Genomic DNA, 22,685 nt, shown 5'->3' on the forward strand with positions numbered 1-22,685 from the left:
CGTTTCCTCCCCACGTCAGTGGGGAGGGGGACCACGAAGTGGTGGAGGGGCCTCTTGGGACAGCGGAACCAAGCGGCCCCTCCGTCTCGGCCGCTCCGCGTCCGATCCACCTCCCCATTTCATGGGGAGGAGAAAGTCAGCTCAGCGTATAGGGGATCACCCCGCGCTCGTTCTCCGGCACGGCCAGCATCCGGTCGATCGGCGGGAAGGCCCGCTGGGTGCAGTCCGTCCGCTCGCAGATGCGGCAGTTCACGCCCATGCGGGTCGGGGGGCCGTTGAGGTCCAGTCCATCCGCATAGACCAACTGCGCGGCGTGCTCGATCTCGCATCCCAAACCCAGCGCATAGCGCCGGTCCGGCTCCAGGAACGACCCGCCCGGCTTGGACACGCTCTTGGCGATGCAGACGTAGCGGGCGCCGTCCGGCATTTCCGACAGATTGACCAGAATGCGGTCCGGGGCGCTGAAGGCCTCGTGCACGTTCCACAGCGGGCAGGCGCCGCCGAAGCGGGCGAACTGGAAGCGCGTCGCGCTGTGCCGCTTGGTGATGTTCCCCGCCATGTCCACCCGCGCGAAGTAGAAGGGCACGCCGCGCCATCCGGGCCTCTGTAGGGTGCTCAACCGGTGGCAGGCCTGCTCGAAGCTGACGTGGAAGCGGTTGCGCAGGCGGTCCACGTCGTGCCGCAACTCCCGCGCCGCCTCCAGAAAGGCGCGATAGGGCAGCAGCAGCGCCCCCGCCGCATAGTTGGCCAGACCGACCCGGCATACGTCGCGCGCGGCGGGAATGTCGAAGGCGGCGCGGTCCAGTTCGTGCTCGATCAGGTCCTCGAACCGCAGGCGCACCAGCTGGTGCGCCATCTGGAAGGCGCGGGTGGCGCCGGGCAGGCTGGCGTCGACGTACAGCATGCGCGCGCCCGGATCGAAGCGCCGCATGGCGCCGCGCGCCTGACCCGTGGCGACGCGCACGCCGTACAGGTCGTTGAGGGCGGTCTCCAACTCGCGTTCCGGGTGGGCGCCCTCGCCGAGGTTCAGCCGCGCGGCCAGATCCTCCGCCGCCCGGTCCAGGGCGTCGATGTAGTTGTCGCGATAGTGGAAGAAGTCGCGCACCGCCTCATAGGGCAGGGCGGGGGCGGCGACCGTCGCGCGTTCGTCGCGGCCCAGAGTCTCGTTCAGCGTCTTCAGCCGCTCGTCCAGACGGCGATAGTCCTGATGCAGGGCCAGAAATTGCCGCGCCAGCCGGGGCGCGTTCATGGCTGCGTGTTTCAGCTCGCCCGCCGTCGGCGCCTCGGCGTGGCCGGCGACGTCGGTGGTCGCCTCGCGCAGGTCGGCGATCAGGCGGGCGTCGCCGTCCAGATCGAACAGGCTGGCATCCACGTCGAAGGCGCGCGTCAGGGCGATCAGCACCCGCGCCGTGGCCGGGCGCTGGTTGGTCTCGATCTGCGACAGATAGGACGGCGACAGCGCCAGCCGCCCCGCGCATTGTTCCAGCGTCCAGCCGCGCGCTTCGCGCAGCTTGCGGACCTTGGTCCCGAGGTAGAGTTTTTCAGCCATGGTTGTTGGGCATTGCAACTTTGCAAAAACGCCTGTCCGCCTTGGCAGGCTTACGCACTTGGAAGCCTTTTGCAAAGTTGCGATTGCCTTTTTGCAACCAAGCGGCTTGTTGGACTCTGAACGAAGTCAGGGAGTCGCCCAACCATGAGCCAGGCCATCCTCGAGGAGCTCGAGCGCCGTCGCGCCGCCGCCAAGCTGGGCGGGGGCGAGAAGCGCATCGCCAGCCAGCACGCCAAGGGCAAGCTGACCGCCCGCGAACGCATCGGCGTCCTGCTGGACGAAGGCTCCTTCGAAGAGACCGACATGTTCGTGGAGCATCGCAGCCACGACTTCGGCATGGAGAAGCAGCGCATCCCCGGCGACGGCGTCGTCACCGGCCGCGGCACTATCAACGGCCGTCTGGTCTATGTCTTCTCGAAGGACTTCACCGTGTTCGGCGGCTCGCTGTCGGGCGCTCACGCGGCCAAGATCGTCAAGATCCAGAAGATGGCCCTGACGGCGGGCGCGCCGATCATTGGCCTGTTCGACGCCGGCGGCGCGCGCATTCAGGAAGGGGTGGAGTCGCTGGCGGGCTACGCCGACATCTTCCTGCAGAACACCCTGGCGAGCGGCGTCATTCCGCAGATCTCGGTCATCATGGGGCCGTGCGCGGGCGGCGACGTCTATTCGCCCGCCATCACCGACTTCATCTTCATGGTGAAGGACACCTCCTACATGTATGTGACCGGCCCCGACGTGGTGAAGACGGTCACCAACGAGGTGGTCAGCCACGAGGACCTGGGCGGCGCCCGCGTCCACGCGGGCAAGTCGGGCGTCGCCGACGGCGCCTTCGAGAACGATCTGGAGGCCCTGTCGGAGGTGCGCCGCCTGATCGGCTTCCTGCCGCTGTCGAACCGCGAGACGCCGCCGTTCCGCGAAACCTATGACGAGCCGGATCGCGACGAGGCCAGCCTCGACACCCTGGTCCCGGCCAATCCGAACCAGCCCTATGACATGAAGGAGCTGATCCTGAAGACGGTCGATGAGGCCGACTTCTTCGAGATCGGCGCCGACTTCGCCAAGAACATCATCTGCGGCTTCGGCCGTCTGGACGGCCAGCCGGTCGGCATCGTCGGCAACCAGCCCCAGACCCTGGCGGGCGTGCTGGACATCGACTCAAGCCGCAAGGCCGCGCGCTTCGTGCGCTTCTGCGACGCCTTCCACATCCCGCTGGTGACCTTCGTCGACGTGCCGGGCTTCATGCCGGGCACCAAGCAGGAGTACGGCGCCCTGATCAAGCACGGCGCCAAGCTGCTGTTCGCCTATGCCGAGGCCACCGTGCCCAAGCTGACGGTCATCACGCGCAAGGCCTATGGCGGCGCCTATGACGTCATGAGCTCCAAACACCTGCGCGGCGACGTCAACTACGCCTGGCCCACCGCCGAGATCGCGGTCATGGGCGCCAAGGGCGCGGTCGAGATTATCTTCCGCAAGGAAGCCGGCGACCCCGAGGCCCTGGCCGCGCGCGAGGCCGAATACAAGGAACGCTTCGCCAACCCCTTCGTCGCGGCCGGGCTCGGCTACATCGACGACGTCATCATGCCCCACGGCACCCGCCGTCGCCTGATCAAGGCCCTGAAGACGCTGAAGAACAAGACCCAGGAAAATCCCTGGAAGAAGCACGACAACATCCCGCTGTAAGGCCCAGAAATGTTCGATAAAATTCTGATCGCCAACCGCGGCGAGATTGCTGTTCGCGTCATCAAGACCTGCCGTCGCATGAGCATCAAAACGGTGGTCGTCTACTCCGACGCCGACGCCGGGTCGCTGGCGTGCGAGATGGCGGACGAGACGGTTCACATCGGCCCGTCGCCCGCCGCCCAGTCCTATCTGATCCAGGACAAGATCGTGGACGCCGTGAAGCAGACGGGGGCGCAGGCGGTGCACCCCGGCTTCGGCTTCCTGTCGGAAAACGCCAGCTTCGCGCGTCGGCTGAAGGCCGAGGGCATCGCCTTCATCGGGCCGAACCCCGAGGCGATCGACGCCATGGGCGACAAGATCACCTCCAAGAAGTTCGCCGCCGAGGCGGGCGTCTCGACCGTGCCGGGCCACATGGGTCTGATCGAAACGCCGGACGAGGCGGTGAAGATCGCGCGTGAGATCGGCTATCCGGTGATGATCAAGGCCTCGGCCGGGGGCGGGGGCAAGGGCATCCGCGTCGCCCATTCGGACGACGACATGGCCGAGGGCTTCGCCGCCGTGAAGGCCGAGGCGCTGAACGCCTTCGGCGACGACCGCGTCTTCCTCGAGAAGTTCATCGTCGATCCGCGCCACATCGAGATTCAGGTGCTGGGCGACAAGCACGGCAACGTCATCCACCTGTTCGAGCGCGAATGCTCGATCCAGCGCCGCAACCAGAAGGTCATCGAGGAGGCGCCGTCGCCCCTGCTGGACGAGGCGACCCGCGCCGCCATGGGGGCGCAGGCCGTCGCCCTGGCCAAGGCGGTGAACTATGACTCGGCGGGCACGGTCGAGTTCGTCGCTGGTCAGGACAAGAGCTTCTTCTTCCTGGAGATGAACACCCGTCTGCAGGTCGAGCATCCGGTGACGGAGCTGATCACCGGCGTCGATCTGGTCGAGCAGATGATCCGCTCGGCCTGGGGCGAGCAACTGGCGATCAAGCAGGACGACCTGTCGATCAACGGCTGGGCCATCGAGAGCCGCATCTACGCCGAAGACCCCTATCGCGGCTTCCTGCCGTCCATCGGCCGTCTGGTGCGCTATGAGCAGCCGGAAGAGGGCGATCAGGGCGACTATACGGTCCGCAACGACTCGGGCGTCCGCGAGGGCGACGAGATCAGCATGTTCTACGACCCCATGATCGCCAAGCTGTGCGCCTGGGGCGAGACGCGCGACGACGCCGTGCGCGGCATGGCCCGCGCGCTGGAGGACACCCATTTGGCGGGCCTGGGCCACAATGTGCCCTTCCTGGCGGCGGTCATGGATCAGGAACGCTTCCAGTCCGGCCAGCTGTCGACCAGCTACATCAAGGACGAGTTCCCCGAGGGCTTCCACGGCCTGGCGCCGAGCCCCGAGCAGGTGAAGATCCTGATCGCCTCGGCTGTGGCCATGAACGAGGTCATCGCCGAACAGGACGGCGATCCCAGCGAGCGCACCGACTGGACCGTCCTGGTCGACAAGACGGCCTATGAGGTCGAGGTCGGCTATGATGAGGCCGAAGACCTGATCGTCGCCATCGACGGCGAAGAGGTCTCCCTGTCCGAGATCGACTGGCGTCCGGGCCTGTCGCTGTTCAAGGCGGTGCTGGACGAGGACGCCTTCACCGCCGAGGTGAAGCGCGCCGCCGACGGCTTCGACATCCGCCACCGCGCGGCCAAGGCGCGGGTGCGCGTGCTGCGCCCCGACGTGGCGCATCTCTACGCCCTGCTGCCCGAGAAGCAGGCGGCGGACACCTCAAAGCTGGTGCTGTCGCCGATGCCGGGTCTGGTGGTCGACATCCCCGTGGTCGAGGGCCAGGAGGTCAAGTCCGGCGAAACCGTCGCCATCATCGAAGCCATGAAGATGCAGAACATCCTCAAGGCCGAGCGCGACGGCAAGGTGAAGGCGGTCAAGGCCAAGGCCGGCGATCCGGTCGCCGCCGACGACGTGCTGGTGGAGTTCGAGTGATGGGGGCGGCCTCCCCTCTGTTTCGTGCCTCTCCTTCCGCCGTCATCCTCGGGCTTGACCCGAGGATCGAGTGCGACGGCGCGCTCATCCCTGCCGACGTCGCGCAGACGGACGGCTCGATCCTCGGGTCAAGCCCGAGGATGACGGCGTGGGGGGCGATGGCGTGGGGCTTCGTGGCGAAGACGGCTGGCCGGAGGATGAAGAAAGTAGAAGGAGCGGCCGCATGACCTTCCCTGACCCCACCCCGCTGGAGTGGCGCGAAGCCGCCGTCAAGGCGCTGAAGGAGCGTCCGCTGGAGAGCCTCATCCATCTGGATGCGGACCATCTGGCGACCAAGCCCCTGTATGGGGCGGCGAATGGCGGTGAGCCGGTGTTTGCGCCCCGGCCCTCGGATTCCGAAGGCCGGGCGTGGGACGTGCGGGCGCTGAGCGAGGGCGAGGATGCCGACGCCTTGAACCGCGCCATCCTGACCGATCTGGAGAACGGGGCGGCGTCGATCCTGATCGCCGGGCCGGTAGAGGCGGATGCTGCGAAGCTGGCGCGCGCGCTGGATGGGGTGGCGCTGGAACTGGCGCCGGTGGCGCTGGACGCCGGGTTCGAGGGCGTGAGGGCGGCCGAGGCCCTGTCGGCGCTCGCCAAGGGTTCGCCCCGCGCCAAGCTGGCCTTCCACCTCGATCCGATCTCGGCCTATGCCGAGGCGGGCGGGGCGCCGGGCGACTTCGGGGCGATCATGGGCGAGACGGCCGAGGCGGCGGCGACCCACGCGGCGACCTATCCCGAGGCGACGCTGTTCATGGCCTCGGGCCGCGTGGCGCATGAGGCGGGCGGCTCCATCGCGCAGGAACTGGCCTTCGCTGCGTCGTCGGCCGTGGCCTATGTGAAGGCCGCCGTCGAGGCGGGCCTGTCGGCCGAGGCGGCGCTGAAGGGCGTGGTGCTCGGCGTCGCCGTGGACCAGGCTTATTTCGACTCTCTGGCGAAAATCCGCGCCCTGCGCCTGGTCTGGGCCACCCTTTCCAAAGCTTTCGGCGTTGAAGTTCAAGCAAAGATCGAAGCGCGCTCGTCTCGACGGATGCTGTCGGCGCGCGATCCGTGGCCGAACATGCTGCGTCTGACCGCGGCCGGGTTCGCCGGGGCCGTGGGCGGGGCCGATGCGGTGGTGCTGGACGGCTTCACCCGCGCGGCCGGCCTGCCGGACGACTTCGCCCGGCGTCAGGCGCGCAACACCCAACTGATCCTCATGGAGGAATCCAACCTGGGCCGCGTCGATGATCCGGCCAGCGGCTCCTGGTATCTGGACGCCCGCACCCGCGAGCTGGCTGAAGCCGCCTGGGCCGAGTTCCAGGTCTATGAGGCCGAAGGCGGCGTCATCGCCTGCCTGGAGGGCGGGGTCATCCAGCTCCGCATCGCCCGCGCCCGCGACATGGCTGAGAAGGCGTATCGGGACGGCGCTGCTCAGATCGTCGGCGTCACCAAATTCGTCGACCCGGACGTGCGCCCCGCGCCGGTGACGCCTGCGCCCGCCGCGCCTGCCGTCATCGGGGCGTTCGAGGCCCTGGCGCCTGTCCGCTTCGCCGCCGCCTTCGAGGAGGCCGCCCAATGAGTTTCCCTGACTTCTCCAAGATCGCCCTCGACCTCGACGCCACCGGCGCCGGGCCTGAGCGCGCGCCGTGGACCACGCCCGAAGGCCTGACGGTCGAGACCGCCTACGGCCCCGGGGCCGTCGAGGGGTTGGACTTCATCCACGGCCTGCCTGGCTTCGCTCCCTTCGTGCGCGGGCCCTATCCGACCATGTATGCGGGCGCGCCGTGGACCATCCGCCAGTATGCGGGCTTCTCGACCGCCGAGGAGTCCAACGCCTTCTATCGCCGCAACCTGGCGGCGGGGCAGAAAGGCCTGTCGGTCGCCTTCGATCTGGCCACCCACCGGGGCTATGACAGTGACCACCCGCGGGTGAAGGGCGACGTCGGCATGGCGGGCGTGGCCATCGACAGCATTCTGGACATGCGGACCCTGTTCGACGGCATTCCGCTGGACCAGATGTCGGTGTCTATGACCATGAACGGCGCGGTGTTGCCGATCCTGGCGCTCTACGTCGTGGCGGGCGAGGAGCAGGGCGTCGACCACGCCAAGCTGACCGGGACCATTCAGAACGACATTCTGAAGGAGTTCATGGTCCGCAACACCTACATCTATCCTCCCGCGCCCTCGATGCGGATCATCGCCGACATCTTCGAGTGGACGGCGAAGGAAACGCCCAAGTTCAACTCCATCTCCATCTCCGGCTATCACATGCAGGAGGCGGGGGCCTCGGCGGACATCGAGCTGGCCTACACCCTGTCGGACGGGATCGAATACCTGCGCGCGGGCAAGGCGGCGGGCATGGAGATCGACCGCTTCGCGCCGCGCCTGAGCTTCTTCTGGGCCATCGGCATGAACTACTTCATGGAGGTGGCCAAGATGCGCGCCGGCCGTCTGCTGTGGGCCGAGGCGGTCAAGCGGGAGGGCGGCGTCAATCCGAAGTCGCTCAGCTTGCGGACCCACTGCCAGACCTCGGGCTGGTCGCTGGCGGCGCAGGATGTGTTCAACAATGTGCCCCGCACCATGGTCGAGTGCATGGCGGCGGCGGGCGGCCAGACGCAGAGCCTGCACACCAATGCGCTGGACGAGGCGCTGGCCCTGCCGACCGACTTCTCAGCCCGGATCGCGCGCAACACGCAGATTCTGGCCCAGGCCGAAACGGGCCTGACCCGCGTCATCGATCCCTGGGGCGGCAGCTTCTACGTCGAGCGCCTGACGCAGGAGCTGGCGACCAAGGCCCGCGCCCTGATGGAGGAGGTCGAGGCCTACGGCGGCATGGCCAAGGCCATCGAGGCGGGCATTCCCAAGCTGCGGATCGAGGAATCCGCCGCCAAGACGCAGGCCCGCATCGACACGGGCCAGCAGACGGTCGTCGGCGTGAATAAATATCTGAACCCGGTCGTCGACGACATTCCGATGCTGAAGGTCGACAACGCCGAGGTGCGCGCTCGCCAGATCGAGAAGCTGCAACGGCTGAAGGCCGAGCGGGACGAGGCGGCCACGCAGGCCGCCCTGGACGCCCTGACCGAGGGGGCGCGCGGCAGCGAGAACCTGATGGAGCTGGCGGTGCGGGCCGCCCGCGCCAAGGCCACCGTCGGCGAAATCTCCGACGCGCTGGAGGCCGCCTTCGGCCGCCACATCGCCACGGTGAAGACGGTGTCGGGCGTCTACGCCAAGGAGGCCGGGAACGATCCCAAAGTCGCCCGCGCCCGCTCGATGGTCGCGGCCTTTGTCGAGAACGACGGCGGCCCGCCGCGCATCCTAATCGCCAAGCTGGGCCAGGACGGCCACGACCGGGGCCAGAAGGTCGTCGCCACCGGCTACGGCGACATCGGCTTCGACGTGACGGCGGGGGCGCTGTTCCAAACGCCCGCCGAGGCCGCGCGCGATGCGGTCGAGAAGAACGTCCACGCGGTCGGCGCCTCGTCGCTGGCGGCGGGGCACCTGACGCTGGTGCCCGAGCTGAAGGCCGAACTGGCCAAGCTGGGGCGCGAGGACATCATGATTGTGGTCGGCGGCGTCATCCCGCCGTCGGACGTGCAGCCTCTGATCGATATGGGCGCGGCCGCCGTCTATCCGCCCGGGTCGGTCATCGCCGAGACGGCCGTGGACCTGATCGAAAAGCTGAACCAGCGGCTGGGCTACGCCCAGCCGACGCCTGCGGAGAAGAAATGATGATCGGCGCTCTCAACCACGTCGGCGTCGCCACGCCCTCCATCGCCGAGTCGATCAAGCTGTATCGCGACGTGCTGGGCGCGACCAAGATCGGCGAGCCGTTCGACCTGCCGGCCCAGGGGGTGAAGGTCTGCTTCATCGACACGCCGACGGCCCAGATCGAACTGATCGAGCCCTATGACGAGACCAGCCCGATCACCGGCTTCCTGGCCAAGAACCCCAAGGGGGGCCAGCACCACGTCTGTTTCGAGGTGGCGGACATCCACGCCGCCATCGCTGAAATGCGCGCCAAGGGCGTGACCATCCTGGGCACGGGGGAGCCGCGCATCGGCGCGCACGGGACGCCGGTGGTGTTCCTGCATCCCAAGGAGATGGGCGGGGTGCTGATCGAACTGATGGAGACGCCGAAAGAGGCGCACTGAGCTTCGGTTTTGTAAACCGATGCGAGCAAAAGGCCCGGTCGCGAGACCGGGCCTTTTTCTTGATGCCTACTCCGCCGTCATCCTCGGACTTGATCCGAGGATCGGGCTATCCGCTTGCGGGACGGCGGACAAGAAGAGCGCGCTGGTCCCCTCGATCCTCGGATCAAGTCCGAGGATGACGGTGGGTGAGGACAAGGCTCAGTACAAGATCTTCCGTAGGCTGATCCGGAACGTCCGGCCCAGCGGGTCGAGGTAGTCGGGCTGGTACGACAGCGGCGTCTCGCCCAGGCCGTCGCGCACGTCCAGCCGTTGGTCGAAGATGTTCTCGACGCCGAGGCTGACGCGCGTCCCCTTCAGCCACGGATAGCGCGAGACCAGGTTTTCGCGCGACGACAGGTCAGCGAACAGGTTCAGGTTCACCGTCGTCAGGTCCGAGAAGCTGAGGTCGTCGTCGGGCGAGGCGCCGCCGTTGATGCGGGTGGATTCCTTCCAGTTGGCGTTCAGGAAGCCGCCCATGCCGCTCTTGAAGACGCCCATCTGCAACTGGACTTCGTTGCGGGACTGGCCGCCGCGCGCGCCGATGGCGGCGCCGTCCAGCAGGTCGAGCACCGGCAGGCCGTCGCGGATCGTGATCTCATCCTGGATGCGATAGGTGTGATACAGCGAGACGTTGAACCGGCCCTGGCCCGGCATCATGCCGCCGCCGCGACCACGACCGCCTGGGCCGCCCGGCCCGCCGACCTGCATCCGCATTGCTCCCGCCGGAGGAGGGCCGCCCGCGCCGGGAGACCCGCCCGGCGGGGGACCGCCCTCGACCCGCATGACGGTCGGCGCGCCGCCGCTGCGGCCGCCGCTTCCGCCTCCGGGACCGCCGCCGCTGCGTGCGTTCATCCGGGCCATGGCCGCCGGGTCCGGCTTGCCGAAGGCGGTGGAGAAGTTCAGGCCCCAGCGGATTTCCTGCTGCTCGGCCTTCTGGAAGTTCAGCGGCCGAGCGTCGATTGACAGCAGATTGCCGTCCGGATCGCGGGTAAAGCGCTCGGGCAGGGCGGCTTCCAGTTCCGGCGTGATGGTCGGGAAGGAGGCGATGGAGCCTTCGGTTTCCGTGCGGGTGTAGTTGGCCGTAAACCGCAGATCCTTGTCCTTCAGCGGCGTCAGATTGACCCCGAACTTCAGGACGCGCTTGGTCTCTTCGGACAGGTTGGGATTGCCGCCCTCGATCCGGGTGATGGTGACGGACTGGCCGGTGGCGAAGTCATAGACGGGCACGTTGGGGGTCGACAGCGTCGGGTCGTTCAGTTGCGACATCGACGGGGCCTTCTGCTCGTCGGCCCAACTGGCGTTGAAGTTGACCGGCTCCCACGGCGACCAGTTCAGCCCGACCGTATAGGCCGAAAGGCCGCCGAAATCGGACAGGTCCTCATAGGCCAGGTTCAGATTGGCCGACAGATTGCCCAGCGCGCCCAGCACTTCGCGGTCGCGGCTGGCGATGGGCATGTTGAAGTTGCCCGAGGCGCTGGTCCGGTCACGCGACAGGGAGCGTTCGGAGAAGACGCTGGCCTGTTCCTGTTCGGAGAAGCGCAGGGTCTCGGAATCCAGCGACTGGCTGTCGAAGCCGAGCTTGAAGGTCGAGGTCAGGGAACCGGCCGGACCTTCCCAGGCCGTGCCGTTGATGACGCCTTCGATGCTGGACTTGCTGGAGACGGAGCGGGCGGTGTCGAACGGATTGGTCGGCAACTGGCCCAGGTCGCCGAAGGGGTCGATAGTCCCCGCCGTCACTCCGGCCTGAAGCGCGTCGTCGTTGAGGCCGCGTCCGGTGCGGGTTTTGGTCTCGGCGCGGTCATAGCCGCCGTTCACCGTCCAGCGCCAGTCGCCCAGATAGCCGTCGACCAGGAATCCCAGCTGACCCGACAGGGTGTCGCTGCTCCGTCCCAAGGCGCCCGGCGCATCGACATAGCGGTGCAGCAGCACATCGCTGGCGAAGGGCGAATAGGGGCTGGTCGAGGGCAGGGCGAGGCTGAGGCCCGGCAGGCCCAGATAGGAGAAGCTGGTCGTATCGGACAACTCCCCGCTGAGCGTCAGGGACATGGTCTGGTTCAGGTCACGCACCAGCGAGCCGGTGATGGAGCTGTTCTCGCGCTTGGGCGACAAGGTGCGATAGGCGGTCAGGTCGTCGGTGCGCGGCCCCACGCCGAAGTCGCCCAGGCCGGCGCCGCCGCCTGCGCCCGCGCCGACCGAAGCGGTCGTCACGCTCTGGCCCAGAAGGGCGGACAGGGCGGGATCGATCTCGCCTCCGCCCGGCGCCGTGATATTGCCCATCAGGTCATAGGGAACGCCGTCGCGGCGGATGTTGCGTTCGGTCTCGAACAGGGGGCTGTCGTTCTGATAGCCGAGGTCCAGCGTCCAGCGCTGTTTGCCGGCGATACGCAGGACGTTGTTGTCGATCTGGGTCGAGGTGCGGCCGCCCTGATCGGGCCGGCGCACGCTGGCCTGCGTCGTCAGAGAGCGGAAATCGGCCTTGAGCACGAAGTTCACCACCCGCTGGTCGGCGCTGTAGCCGTAGGACAGGGCGGTTTCCTCGGGCAGGATTTCGGTGCGCTCGATCGCCTCGGGCGGAATGCCGCGAATTTCACGGAAGCCCGAGATGCGGCGGCCATTGACCAGGAAGACCGGCGAGCCGCCGCGCGAACTGCGCGTCACCGGCTCCAGCAGGGTCATCAGCTCCTGAATGCTGCTGGCGCCGTAGGCCTTGATCTGTTCTTCGTCGAGGACCAGTTCCGGCTCGTAATCGCCCAAGGCTGCGCCGCGCCGGGCGGTCGTCACGACCTCCAGCGTGCCCAGGTCATAGGCGTCGTCGTCGATCTCCTCCTGCGGCACAGGGGTTGCGGTCTGGGCGGGCGCAGCCTGGGCGGGGGAGGAGGACGCCGCCGCCGTGTCGGCAGGAGACAGGGAGGCGAGGGCGAACAGCAAAGCGACTGGCGACATGTCGAGTCCTAAAGGCAACCGGGAAATAGGCACGTTCGCGGCGAACGCCCTGTCTCATCCACCGCATCGGCCCAGGTAGAGAACGATGTGCGCCGAAAGTGGGCGCAATCGCCCTCTGGGATTAAACTCCTGTAATAAGAGGCTTAGTCCCGTCCGAACCGACATGGGTCCAACGGACGAAGGGACGGAATCCGTCGGATCCCGCCCCCTATTTTTTTGCGGTGGCGAAGAGCCTTAGAAGCGAGCGCGCACGCCGACCGTCAGGTTGCGCCCGCGCAGGGGCGCCGTCTCGGCCAGGAAGGAGGCGTGGTTGAACGCCGTCTCGTCCAGCGGATTGGTCCCGCGCAGGAAGATCTGCGAGCGCACCGGCCCCAGATCCACGTCATAGGCGATTGTGGCGTTGACCATGTCGTAGCCCGGCGTCTCGGTCTCGAAGGCGGCGATGTCGGTCTGTTTGAAGGTGCGGCTGTATTCGACGTCGCCCGACCACGGTCCCTGGAAGGCGGCCAGACGCACGCCCGCGCGCGCCGCCGGGATGCGCGGCAGGTTCCCGCCGTCGCCCTTCAGCTCGCCCTGGACGTAGTCGCCGAAGACCGTGCCCGACAGCCATGGGGTGAACTGTTGCGTCAGCTCGCCTTCGATGCCGGTAAAGGTCGCATCGGCCTGGCTGTAGCGGATCAGGCGGAAGTCCTCGAACTGGTCCAGGGTGCGGGCGAAGATGTAGTCGTCATAGACGTAGTGATAGGCGCTGATCGAGCCGGTCAGGGGGCCTTCGTTCTTCCTCAGCGTCAGTTCGACCGCATTGGCCGTCTCGACGTCCAGGGCCGCGTCGCCGATCTCATAGGTGTTGGTCGCCAGGTGGACGCCATCGGCGTAAAGTTCCTGGGCCGAGGGGGCGCGCTGCGAGCGCGACAGCGACAGGGCGCCCGACCAGCCGGGGGTGAAGTGCCACACCGCCGAGCCTGAGACGGAGAAGGGCTTGTGCTCGACGTCCGGCAGGCCCAGGGCCGAGGCCTCCTGCCATTCCTGACGCAGCGCGCCTTCCAGGTGCCACAGGCCGATCTCGTATTCCTCCATCACGAACAGGCCGGTGTTCTTGGTCGTGCTGGGCGCCAGATAGCTTTCGTCCCCGACGGCGGCGAAGTCGCTCTTGCTCAGTTGCAGGCCGACCACGCCGCGGAAGCCGGCGATCTCGCGATGCTGGGCCTCGATCCGACCGTCATAGCCCTTGTTGGTGAAGGTGGTGGCGACGACGCCTTCTTCCAACTCGCTGTGCTCATAGTCGGTGTAGCCGGCGCGCAGGCGCACGTTCTCGATGCCCGGCAGCGGATCGCGCAGTTCGCCGCGCAGATCGACCCGGCGGCTCTTCAGGCGGACTTCGGGGGCGGCGTGGTCGTGGTCGCCTTCATGCTCATGTCCGTGATCGTCGTCGCCGTGGCCATGATCGTCGTCGTGACCGTGGTCGTGACCGCCGCCGCAGTGCAGGTGGTCGCCGTGCGGGTGGCAGCCCTCGTACTCGTGGGTGTGTCCGGACAGGCCATAGCGGCTGGTCTGTTCGGTGAAGGCCGCGCCCAGGTAGCCGCGCGAGCCGATCCAGGAGGCGCCCAGAGTCGCCGTCGAGGTCTCGTTGTAGGAGCCGTCCAGGCGCGGCTCGTCCCAGCCGGGAACCTTGTAGTCGTCCGATTTGCGCGCCGCCGCTTCGACGCGCAGGGCGAAGTTTCCAGCCCCGACCGTCATGCCGACCACGCCGGCTTCCTCATTGTCGACCGAGCCGCGACGGTATTCGGCCACGCCCTCGCCGCCATTGGCCGGGACGCGGGTCGGGATCTTCTTGTCCAGCAGGTTCACCGCGCCGCCGATGGCGCCGCCGCCGTAAAGCAGGGCCGCCGGGCCGCGCAGAATCTCGACGCCTTCCAGCAGCAGGGGCTCGCCGCTGACGGCGTGGTCGGGCGAGACTTCAGAGGCGTCCATCAGGCCCGCTCCCTCGCTCAGCACCTTGACGCGCGGCGAGGTCTGGCCGCGCACCACCGGGCGGCTGGCCCCGCCGCCGAAGGTGTCGGAGTTGACGCCGGGAATGCTGTTCAGGGTGTCGCCCAGCGTCGATTGGCGCCGGTGGACCAGGTCGTCGCCGCTCAGCAGGGCGACGTGCGAGCCCACGTCGTCGCCCGCGCGGCCCAGGGGCAGGGCGCGCACCACGACCTCGTCCACCTCATAGGCGTCAGCAGCTGTGGGGGCGTGATCATGCGGATCGGCCTGCGACTGACGCTGAAGCGTATCCTCGGCGAAGGCGGGCGCAGCGGCGCCCAGGCTGGCCAGGGCGGCCGCGCTCGCGGCGGTCAGTAGGAAGGTCTGAAAACGCATGATCACGCATCCCCGTTACAATGATGGGAGGCTTGATATGTTATAGTATATCATTACGCAACCGCCCTTCTCGACGATTTCATCCCGCCGGAGCCTTCACAAGCCCCCGACGTTGCAGCAGGGTCGCTGTTTCAAGGGGGCCGCCATGACCAGATCCGCCGGGTTCCAGACCATCGCCGTCACAGCCGGGCTGGGCATTCTGGCCGCCGGTTGTTCGCAGGAGAGGCCGGCCGAGCCGACCTCGCCGATCGAGGCTCCGGCGAGCCAGGACGCGGCCGCCGTCGGCTATGCCTGCGAAAGCGGCAGGACGGTCGTGGTGGCCTATCCCGACGCCCAGACCGCCCGCGTCTCCTACGACGGCAAGGACTATGCTCTGACCAATGTCGTTTCGGCCAGCGGCGCCCGCTATGCCGGGCAGGGGCTGGAGTGGTGGACGGCCAGCCGCGGCGAGACGGAGAGCGGCACGCTGAGCCGTATGGGCCAGACCGCAGGGCAGGGAGATCAGGCGGACGGCGTCATTATCGAACGCTGCAGCCGCCCGGTCGCCGCGGTGGCGCCGCCGCCCGCCGGCGCGCCCTGCGCCGCCGAGACCCTGCGTCTTGCGGTCGAGGGCGGCGATGCGGGCATGGGCCATCGCGTGACCACTCTGGCGCTGAGGAATACAGGCGCGACCGCCTGCACGGTCACGGGCTATCCGTCCGTAAGCCTGCTGGACGGCGACGGCAGGCTGCTGACGGGCGTTCGGGCGGTGCAGACGCCGGGTAACTATTTCGCGCAAGGGCGCGCGCCGACGCCGGTCGAAATCCGTCCGCAACAGGCCGCCTGGTTCGATCTGGCCTGGACCGTCATCCCGCATGAGGACAAGGGCGAGACGACCTGTCCTTCGGCCAAGACGGTGCGGGTCACGGCGCCGGGGGCGGCCACGGCCATCGCCCTGCCGCTGGCCTTCACGCCGTGCGGCGGGCAGGTTGAGGTCAGCCCCCTGCGCCCCGTGGCCGAGGCTTCGGCTCAGGCGCCTGGGCCCGCCGCAGGCTAGGGGTTCAAACCTGCCGAGATTCAGCGTAGCGGAGCAAGCATGACCCATAATATGAACCAGGCATTCTACGACCGTGTTTCCGCCGAGCTGGCTGATATCGACGTTCAGGGGCTGACCAAGCCCGAGCGCGTGATCGCCTCGCGCCAAGGGCCGGTGATCTCCGTCAACGGCCGCGACGTGCTGAACTTCTGCGCCAACAACTATCTGGGCCTGGCCGGCGACGAGCGCGTCACCCAGGCCGGGATCAAGGCGCAGGAGAAGTGGGGAGCGGGCACGGCGTCGGTGCGCTTCATCTGCGGCACGCTCGAAATCCACAAGGAGCTTGAGCGCGCCATCGCCGACTACCTCGGCTTTGAGGACGCCATCCTGTTCGCCGCCGCCTTCGACGCCAATGGCGGCATCTTCGAGCCTCTGTTCGGGGCCGAGGACGCCATCGTCTCGGACAGCCTGAACCATGCCTCGATCATCGATGGCGTGCGCCTGTCGAAGGCTCAGCGCTACCGCTTCGCCAACTCAGACATGGCCGATCTGGACGCCAAGCTGAAGGAGGCGCGCGCCGCCGGCGCCCGCAACATCATCATCGCCACCGACGGCGCCTTCTCAATGGACGGCTACATCGGCAAGATCGATCAGATCCGCGCCCTGGCCGACCAGTATCAGGCCCTGATCATGGTCGACGACTGCCACGCGACCGGCTTCCTGGGCGACAGGGGCAAGGGCTCGTTTGCCCATTGCGGCGTCGAGGTGGACTTCGTCACCGGCACCTTCGGCAAGGCGCTGGGCGGGGCCATGGGCGGCTTCATCTGCGCCCGCTCAAACGTCGTGGAACTGCTGAAGCAGCGCGCGCGGCCCTATCTGTTCTCCAACGCCCTGGCGCCCGCCGTGTGCGGCTCGTCGCTGGAGGCCATCCGCATCGCTGCGGGCGAGGAAGGCGACAAGCTGCGGACGCAGTTGTTCGCCAACGCCGCGCGGTTCCGTTCGGCCATGGCCGAAGCGGGCTTCGACCTGCTGCCGGGCGAGCACCCGATCATCCCGGTCATGCTGGGCGACGCCAAGCTGGCGCAGGACATGGCGGCGCGCCTGCTGGAGCTGGGCGTCTACGTCATCGGCTTTAGCTTCCCCGTGGTGCCGCGCGGCCAGGCCCGCATCCGCACCCAGATGTCGGCGGCCCATACCTTCGAGCAGATCGACGCCGCCGTCGCGGCCTTCACTCAGGCGGGCAAGGAGTTGGGGGTCATCTGACCCCCGTAAGCTCAGGGAGCCGGTTCAGTCCTTCAGGCTGTCGTCGGCCATGACAACCGACCGGCCTGTTGGATTGAGCGCCGCCCACAGCAGGATGGCGGCGATCAGCGGCGCTACCGACATGCCGATATAGCGGCCCACGATGGCGACCTGGGCCGCGATCGGATGCAGCGGCGGCTGATCCAGCGAGGACAGCGCGCCAGCGCTGCGGGGCGCCAGTTCGGGGTTCAGCTGCGCCGCCAGCTCGCCCCAGATCAGGCAGACCAGCGACAGCAGGAACAGCGCGGTCAGAACCGCCGCCGCGATCAGAGCCGCTCTCAGCGGACGATCAGTGCGCGGAGGCGCCGTCAGGAAGGCGACGGCCAGCGGAACGCCTAGCAGCAGTCGGCGGATGGCGGTGTGGGCCACCTCATAAACCACCGGCGCGCCGTCCGAGGTCAGGCGCGTGCCGACGCCCCAGCCGCCATCGGCGCGGGTGATGATCTCGCCCGACAGGCCGAAGATCGGGAAGACCAAACTCGCCAGCGGCCGCAGCGCAGCCGTGGCCAGGTCCGCGCCCCACAGCCACCAGGGCGGCAGCAGCAGCAGGAACATCACCAGCGACCACAGGCCGAAGCGACGACGTGCGGCCTCTTCCGGCGTGCGGGCGCCCAGGGTGTGCAGCCAGCCGGTCATCAGACAGTCTCCTTGGCGGCGGCCTTGGCCGGCTGACGCCCCTGCCACCGCGTCCAGAAGAAGAAGACCAGCAGCCCCTCAAGGCCGATCATCGCGTCCCAGACGTAGTGGTGGAAGAACTCGAACAGCGATTCCGACCCGCGCGAGAGATAGAGCAGGCTGATGATCCGCAGCAGGTTCACCAGCTGAAGCGCGCCCACCCCCACGACGGCGCCGATCACACCGTCGCGCAGCCGCCCCGGAAAGGCCAGGATGGCGGCGGTCAGCAGGGCGCAGACCTCGACCGCATTGCAGCCGGCCAGCACCTGAACGGCGCCGCGTCCGTCGCTGAAGCGCAGGATGTCGCCCTGCGCCTGAACGCGCCCGTCGAACGGCTGAAGCACGGCGGCGCAGATATCCACCAGCAGCTGGGTGAAGGGCTGGACGAACAGCCTCTCGGCCCAGGGCGTCGCCAGGGCGCTGAACAGGGCGAGGGCCAACAGGGCGAACAGGCCCAGATATTGAACGGCAGGCGACTTGAGGAAACGCGGCATGGGCGACGAACTGATCCTTGTGGACGGGTCCGCCGGATAGGAGATCGGCGTGTAAGATCGTCATAGCTAGCTGATTCACGGCATGTCTGACAGCTAAGCTCGACTGTTGTTATCCCGGGTGCTCGTGGATCGTCGCCGTTGATGCTTTTCGCACTCGACCGCTTGCGGTCGGCGCCAAGGCGGCCTAGCGGCTGAAGCCGAGCAACGGGAGCACCCACCATGACCGACACCATGAAGGCCCTGGCCAAGACGAAACCGGCCGAAGGGCTGGAGCTGATCGACGCCCCCATCCCCGTCGCGGGCGACGAGGACGTGCTGATCAAGGTGCACCGCACCGCTGTCTGCGGCACCGACATCCACATCTGGAACTGGGACGAATGGTCTCAGAAGAACGTGCCCGTGCCGATGATCACCGGCCATGAATTCTCGGGCGAGATCGTCGCCATCGGCAAGGACGTGGATCGCCGCCTCAAGGTCGGCCAGCGCGTCTCGGCCGAGGGGCACGTCATCGACCTGAACTCCGAGGCGGCCCGGGCCGGTCACTTCCACCTCGACCCCGACACGCGCGGCATCGGCGTGAACCGTCAAGGCGCCTTCGCCGAGTACGTGGTGGCGCCGGCCTTCAACGTCATCGAACTGCCGGACGACGTGCCCTATGAGATCGGCTCGATCCTGGACCCGTTCGGGAACGCCGTGCACACGGCGCAGCAGTTCGACTTGCTGGGCGAGGATGTGATCGTCACCGGGGCCGGTCCGATCGGCATGATGGCGGCGGCGGTGGCGCGTCATGCCGGCGCGCGCACCGTAGTTCTGACGGATATCAATGACTTCCGCCTGGAACTTGCGCAAAAGGTCGCGCCGGGCGTGCGCACGGTGAACACGACCAAGGAAGATCTGCGCGACGTCATGCACGAGCTGGGCCTGAAGGTCGGCTTCGACGTGGCGCTGGAGATGTCGGGCTCGCCCATCGCCTTCAAACAGTGCGTCGACACCCTGATCATGGGCGGCGGCATGGCCATGCTGGGTATTCCGTCCAAGCCGATGGAGACGGACTGGGGCGCGATCATCCTGAAGGCCCTGACCATCAAGGGCGTCTATGGGCGTGAGATGTTCACCACCTGGCGCAAGATGCTGGGCTTGCTGAAGGCTGGTCTGGACCTGACCCCCCTGATCACCCACCAGATGCCCTATCAGGACTTCGAGGCCGGCTTTGAGGCTATGAAGTCGGGCCAGTCCGGCAAGGTCGTCCTGAACTGGGCCGACTGAAGCGGGGCGGCCTGGTTCAGGCCGCCAGCAGCTTGATCAGGGCGGTCTCGAAAGAGGCCGCTTCTGACTTCGGCAGGCTTTGCGCCAGCCGACCCTGTTCGAACAGGGCGACGACCGCAGGGTGGACGTAGGACGAGCGGCAGACGGTCGGCGTATTGCCCAGCAGACCCGCCACAGCCTTGATGCAGATCGTGACCTTGCGTTTGGCGTCGGCGGCCGAGGTCGGGGCCTCGGTGTCGCGCAGAGCGCGGGCGGCGGACACCGTGCCGGCCCAGGTGCGGAAGTCCTTGGCTGAAAACTCCTCTCCCGCCGCCTCGCGGATATAGGCGTTGACCTCGTCCGAGGTGACGGGATGCAGGGCGCCGTCCGCATCGCGGTACTTGAACAGCTGTTGGCCGGGCAGGTCGCGCAGCGCCCGCACCACTGTGGCGAGGCGCCTGTCGCGAAGGCTGACGCTGTGTTCGATCCCGCTCTTGCCGCGAAAGGCGAAGGTCAGGGCGGCGCCGTCCATTTCGAGGTGCCGCTTGCTGAGGGTGGTCAGGCCATAGGAGCGGTTCTGGCGCGCATACTGGGCGTTGCCGACACGGATCAGGGTGATCTCAAGCAGGCGCACGGCGGTGGCCAGCACCTTTTCCCGGCACGGGCCGCGCCGGGACAGATCGTCCTCGACGCGCTTGCGCAGACGGGGCAGGGCGCGGGCGAAAGCGGGCAGGCGCTCGAACTTGTTCTCTGCGGCATGGGCCGTCCAGTCGGGATGATAGCGGTACTGCTTGCGCCCGCGCGCATCGCGCCCCGTCGCCTGAATATGGCCGGTGGCGCGCGGACAGATCCAGACATCGGTCCAGGCCGGCGGGATGGCCAGGCTGCGGATGCGGTCCAGCGTGGCGGCGTCCCGGATCAGGCCTCCGTCCGCATCCCGATAGCAGAAGCCGCGACCGGAGCGACGGCGCGTCAGGCCCGGGCTGTCATCATTGCACCAGGTCAACCCTTTGGGCGGGGCGGGATAGGAAGGCGTCACGCGCCGACCTTCACTCTGCCGCGCCCATGTCGTCCGCCAACGGCCAGGAGGGCCCGGGCGGCGGCGCGGGGGGCGTGGTCGTCGTCGGGCGGGGCCGGGCGTTCGATCATCGTGGCTCTTCTCAAGCGGCATATCGCAACGGCGGCGGCGTTACGCGGTTCCTTCACCGGGGCGCCGATGGCTTGACCTGAGGGCGCGGGCGAGGGACGGAGCGGCATGAACTATCGTCACAGCTTTCACGCCGGAAACTTCGCCGACCTGGTCAAGCACGCCCTGGTGCTGTGGCTGCTGAAGGATCGCCAGAGCAGGGGGCCGGTGACGGTGCTCGACACCCACGCGGGGGCGGGCCTTTATGATCTGTCCGGAGACGCCCAGCGTTCGCGCGAGGCCGAGGCCGGGGTCGCGCGGCTGATGACCGCCGAAGCGCGGCCTCCGTTGATCGAGGCGCTGGCCGCTGAAGTGGCCGCGCTGAATCCTCAAGGCGGCGTGCGGTTCTATCCGGGCTCGCCGGTGCTGACGGCGCGGGCGCTGCGGGCCGAGGATTCCTATCGCGGCTTTGAGTTGAATCCGCCGATTGAGGCCCTGCTCAATGAGGCGCTCTCCGCGTGGCCGGACGCGCAGGGACAGGCGGGCGACGGCTATGAAGAGGCGGTGCGCGCGGCCAGGGGCGTCAAGGGCCCGCTGGTGCTGATCGACCCGCCGTTCGAGCGGCCTGACGACTATGTCCGCTCGGCCGAGACGGCGGCGGCTGTGGTGCGCGCTGACCCGACGGCGTGCGTGGCGATCTGGACGCCTTTGAAGGACCTGGAGACGTTCGACGGCTTCATCCGGCGGCTGGAGCAGGCGGGCTTGTCGCGGGTGCTGGTCGCCGAGGCGCGTCTGCGGCCGCTGAACAATCCGATGAAGATGAACGGCTGCGCGATGACGGTGGTCAATGCGCCGTCGGGGGCCGAAGCGGCGGCGGCTGAAATCTGCGGCTGGACGGTTCAGGCGCTGGGCGACGCGGGGGCGCGCGCCGAGATCTGGCGCGCCGGCTAGCGGGTCGTCACCTCGCCTGGTTCGTAGAGGTGAGGCTCGAACGTCGCGATGGCCAGGATCGGACCCATGGCGGCGACGACCTGGGGGTCGCGCGTCATGGCTTTCCAGTCTGTGGCGCTGGCCCACACCGCGTGATTGGCGGCGACGCGGCCGTTCAGCCCCCGATGCAGGGTCGCCGAGACAAAGCCGGGCAGTTCGGACTGCACCTTCGCCAGCGCCGCAAGGCGCTCGATCAGTTCGTCCAGGTGGCGCTGGTCGCACTTGAAGATGTTGATCAGCACGACCGGATCATCGGTAGCGGTCATGACGGTTCGTCCCATTGCCTTGGTTAATCTTCTACCCCAATCCAGGGGCTGACGCCTCCTTCATCGTGCGTCTGCGGGAGTGAGAACCGAGCATGAACGTCATCGCCATTCTTGAGACCGGGCGACCGCCAGAGGATCTGGCCGCCCGATACGGCGACTATGTCGATCAGTTCCGCGCGCTGCTGGGCGACGGGGTGGCCACGCGCCGCTTTGACGTTCAGGCGGGCGAACTGCCGGATGACCCTGCGGCCTTCGCCGGAGTCATCGTCACCGGCTCGGCGGCGGGCGTCTACGAGGACCTGCCGTGGATCGAGCCGCTGGCGCAGTGGCTGCGCGATGCGCGGGGCAGGACGCGTCTGGCCGGCATCTGCTTCGGACATCAGATCATGGCTCAGGCGTTCGGCGGGCGGGTCGAAAAGTCGGGGCGCGGCTGGGGCGTCGGGCTTCATGCCTATGAGGTCACCGGCGACGAGACATGGATGCAGCCGCCCGCTGCGACCTTATCTATTCCCGCCTCGCACCAGGACCAGGTGATCGCACTGGCGGACAATGCGCGAGTGATCGCGGCCAGCCCCTTCACGCCCCATGCTGGCGTGGCCTGGGGGGACGACGCCATCAGCTTTCAGTGCCATCCCGAGTTTGACCCCGCCTTCGCCGCAGCCCTGACCGAAGGACGGCGCGGGCGGATCGCCGAGCATCTGGTGGACGAGGCGCAGGCCAGCCTGAAACAGCCCAACGACAGGGCGATACTGGGCGCTTGGATCCGCAAATATCTGGGCGTATCGAACGCAGAGGAAAATAAGGCCTGATTGCGGCGGGGCGATAAGCCTTGCTCAATA

Annotated in this window: 17 protein-coding genes; 10 read left to right on the forward strand and 7 right to left on the reverse strand. The window is 67.8% G+C overall.

What is annotated here, in order from left to right:
• Positions 1–136: 136 nt before the first annotated feature.
• Positions 137–1,549 carry a short-chain fatty acyl-CoA regulator family protein gene (locus PIB44_RS06350; RefSeq protein ID WP_278070772.1) on the reverse strand — a complete coding sequence of 471 codons (1,413 nt, stop codon included), beginning with the start codon at positions 1,547–1,549 and terminating at the stop codon, positions 137–139.
• A 144-nt stretch (positions 1,550–1,693) separates the two neighbouring features.
• On the opposite strand from PIB44_RS06350, the gene PIB44_RS06355 reads away from it, so the two are divergent.
• The 5 genes from PIB44_RS06355 to mce all read left to right on the forward strand — a co-directional run bounded on the left by PIB44_RS06355 (position 1,694) and on the right by mce (position 9,390).
• Positions 1,694–3,229, forward strand: a complete 1,536-nt coding sequence (locus PIB44_RS06355) for an acyl-CoA carboxylase subunit beta (protein WP_278070773.1) — start codon at positions 1,694–1,696, stop codon at positions 3,227–3,229.
• A gap of 9 nt (positions 3,230–3,238) precedes the next feature.
• The gene (locus PIB44_RS06360; RefSeq protein WP_278070774.1) at positions 3,239–5,215 is read left to right on the forward strand and encodes an acetyl-CoA carboxylase biotin carboxylase subunit; all 1,977 of its coding nucleotides are present in this window, start codon (positions 3,239–3,241) and stop codon (positions 5,213–5,215) included.
• 223 nt (positions 5,216–5,438) lie between these two features.
• The gene (locus PIB44_RS06365) at positions 5,439–6,815 is read left to right on the forward strand and encodes a methylmalonyl-CoA mutase family protein (protein WP_278070775.1); all 1,377 of its coding nucleotides are present in this window, start codon (positions 5,439–5,441) and stop codon (positions 6,813–6,815) included.
• The gene (gene scpA, locus PIB44_RS06370) at positions 6,812–8,968 is read left to right on the forward strand and encodes a methylmalonyl-CoA mutase (RefSeq protein ID WP_278070776.1); all 2,157 of its coding nucleotides are present in this window, start codon (positions 6,812–6,814) and stop codon (positions 8,966–8,968) included. The genes PIB44_RS06365 and scpA overlap by 4 nt, the downstream gene beginning before the upstream one ends.
• On the forward strand, positions 8,968–9,390 hold the full coding sequence (gene mce, locus PIB44_RS06375) for a methylmalonyl-CoA epimerase (RefSeq protein WP_278070777.1): 423 nt from the start codon (positions 8,968–8,970) through the stop codon (positions 9,388–9,390). Before scpA ends, mce begins: the two co-directional genes overlap by 1 nt.
• A gap of 198 nt (positions 9,391–9,588) precedes the next feature.
• On the opposite strand, the gene PIB44_RS06380 is transcribed toward mce, so the two are convergent.
• Positions 9,589–12,372: a TonB-dependent receptor gene (locus PIB44_RS06380; protein WP_278070778.1), complete on the reverse strand. Its 2,784-nt coding sequence runs from the start codon at positions 12,370–12,372 to the stop codon at positions 9,589–9,591.
• 234 nt (positions 12,373–12,606) lie between these two features.
• Positions 12,607–14,733 (reverse strand): TonB-dependent receptor domain-containing protein, encoded by a 2,127-nt coding sequence (locus PIB44_RS06385; RefSeq protein ID WP_278070779.1) that lies wholly within the window; start codon positions 14,731–14,733, stop codon positions 12,607–12,609.
• Positions 14,734–14,878: 145 nt separating this feature from the next.
• Here PIB44_RS06385 and PIB44_RS06390 point away from each other — a divergent pair, with 145 nt between their 5' ends.
• Together PIB44_RS06390 and PIB44_RS06395 are read left to right on the forward strand one after the other, a co-directional pair.
• On the forward strand, positions 14,879–15,769 hold the full coding sequence (locus PIB44_RS06390; protein WP_278070780.1) for a DUF4232 domain-containing protein: 891 nt from the start codon (positions 14,879–14,881) through the stop codon (positions 15,767–15,769).
• Between the two features lie 51 nt (positions 15,770–15,820).
• Positions 15,821–17,011, forward strand: a complete 1,191-nt coding sequence (locus tag PIB44_RS06395) for a glycine C-acetyltransferase (protein ID WP_278070781.1) — start codon at positions 15,821–15,823, stop codon at positions 17,009–17,011.
• A 24-nt stretch (positions 17,012–17,035) separates the two neighbouring features.
• On the opposite strand, the gene PIB44_RS06400 is transcribed toward PIB44_RS06395, so the two are convergent.
• Both PIB44_RS06400 and xrtH read right to left on the reverse strand, forming a co-directional pair.
• Positions 17,036–17,686 carry an exosortase H-associated membrane protein gene (locus PIB44_RS06400; RefSeq protein WP_278070782.1) on the reverse strand — a complete coding sequence of 217 codons (651 nt, stop codon included), beginning with the start codon at positions 17,684–17,686 and terminating at the stop codon, positions 17,036–17,038.
• Positions 17,686–18,219, reverse strand: a complete 534-nt coding sequence (gene xrtH, locus PIB44_RS06405; protein ID WP_278070783.1) for an exosortase H — start codon at positions 18,217–18,219, stop codon at positions 17,686–17,688. The genes PIB44_RS06400 and xrtH overlap by 1 nt, the downstream gene beginning before the upstream one ends.
• Before the next feature lie 219 nt (positions 18,220–18,438).
• Here xrtH and tdh point away from each other — a divergent pair, with 219 nt between their 5' ends.
• Positions 18,439–19,485 (forward strand): L-threonine 3-dehydrogenase, encoded by a 1,047-nt coding sequence (gene tdh / locus PIB44_RS06410; RefSeq protein ID WP_025978110.1) that lies wholly within the window; start codon positions 18,439–18,441, stop codon positions 19,483–19,485.
• A gap of 16 nt (positions 19,486–19,501) precedes the next feature.
• Here the strand turns inward: tdh and PIB44_RS06415 are convergent, their stop codons facing one another.
• On the reverse strand, positions 19,502–20,503 hold the full coding sequence (locus tag PIB44_RS06415) for a DNA topoisomerase IB (RefSeq protein ID WP_278070784.1): 1,002 nt from the start codon (positions 20,501–20,503) through the stop codon (positions 19,502–19,504).
• 216 nt (positions 20,504–20,719) lie between these two features.
• Between PIB44_RS06415 and rlmJ the strand changes: the two genes are divergently transcribed.
• Positions 20,720–21,541, forward strand: a complete 822-nt coding sequence (rlmJ, locus tag PIB44_RS06420) for a 23S rRNA (adenine(2030)-N(6))-methyltransferase RlmJ (protein ID WP_278070785.1) — start codon at positions 20,720–20,722, stop codon at positions 21,539–21,541.
• On the opposite strand, the gene PIB44_RS06425 is transcribed toward rlmJ, so the two are convergent.
• Complete coding sequence (locus PIB44_RS06425; protein ID WP_278070786.1) at positions 21,538–21,846, reverse strand: antibiotic biosynthesis monooxygenase family protein; 309 nt, start codon at positions 21,844–21,846, stop codon at positions 21,538–21,540. The two genes, rlmJ and PIB44_RS06425, sit on opposite strands and share 4 nt — an antisense overlap.
• A 92-nt stretch (positions 21,847–21,938) precedes the next feature.
• Here PIB44_RS06425 and PIB44_RS06430 point away from each other — a divergent pair, with 92 nt between their 5' ends.
• Entirely contained in the window at positions 21,939–22,655 is a 717-nt protein-coding gene (locus PIB44_RS06430) for a type 1 glutamine amidotransferase (protein ID WP_278070787.1), read from the forward strand.
• The last annotated feature ends 30 nt before the right edge of the window (positions 22,656–22,685 follow it).

Source organism: Brevundimonas sanguinis, from assembly GCF_029636725.1.
Classification (GTDB): domain Bacteria; phylum Pseudomonadota; class Alphaproteobacteria; order Caulobacterales; family Caulobacteraceae; genus Brevundimonas; species Brevundimonas sanguinis.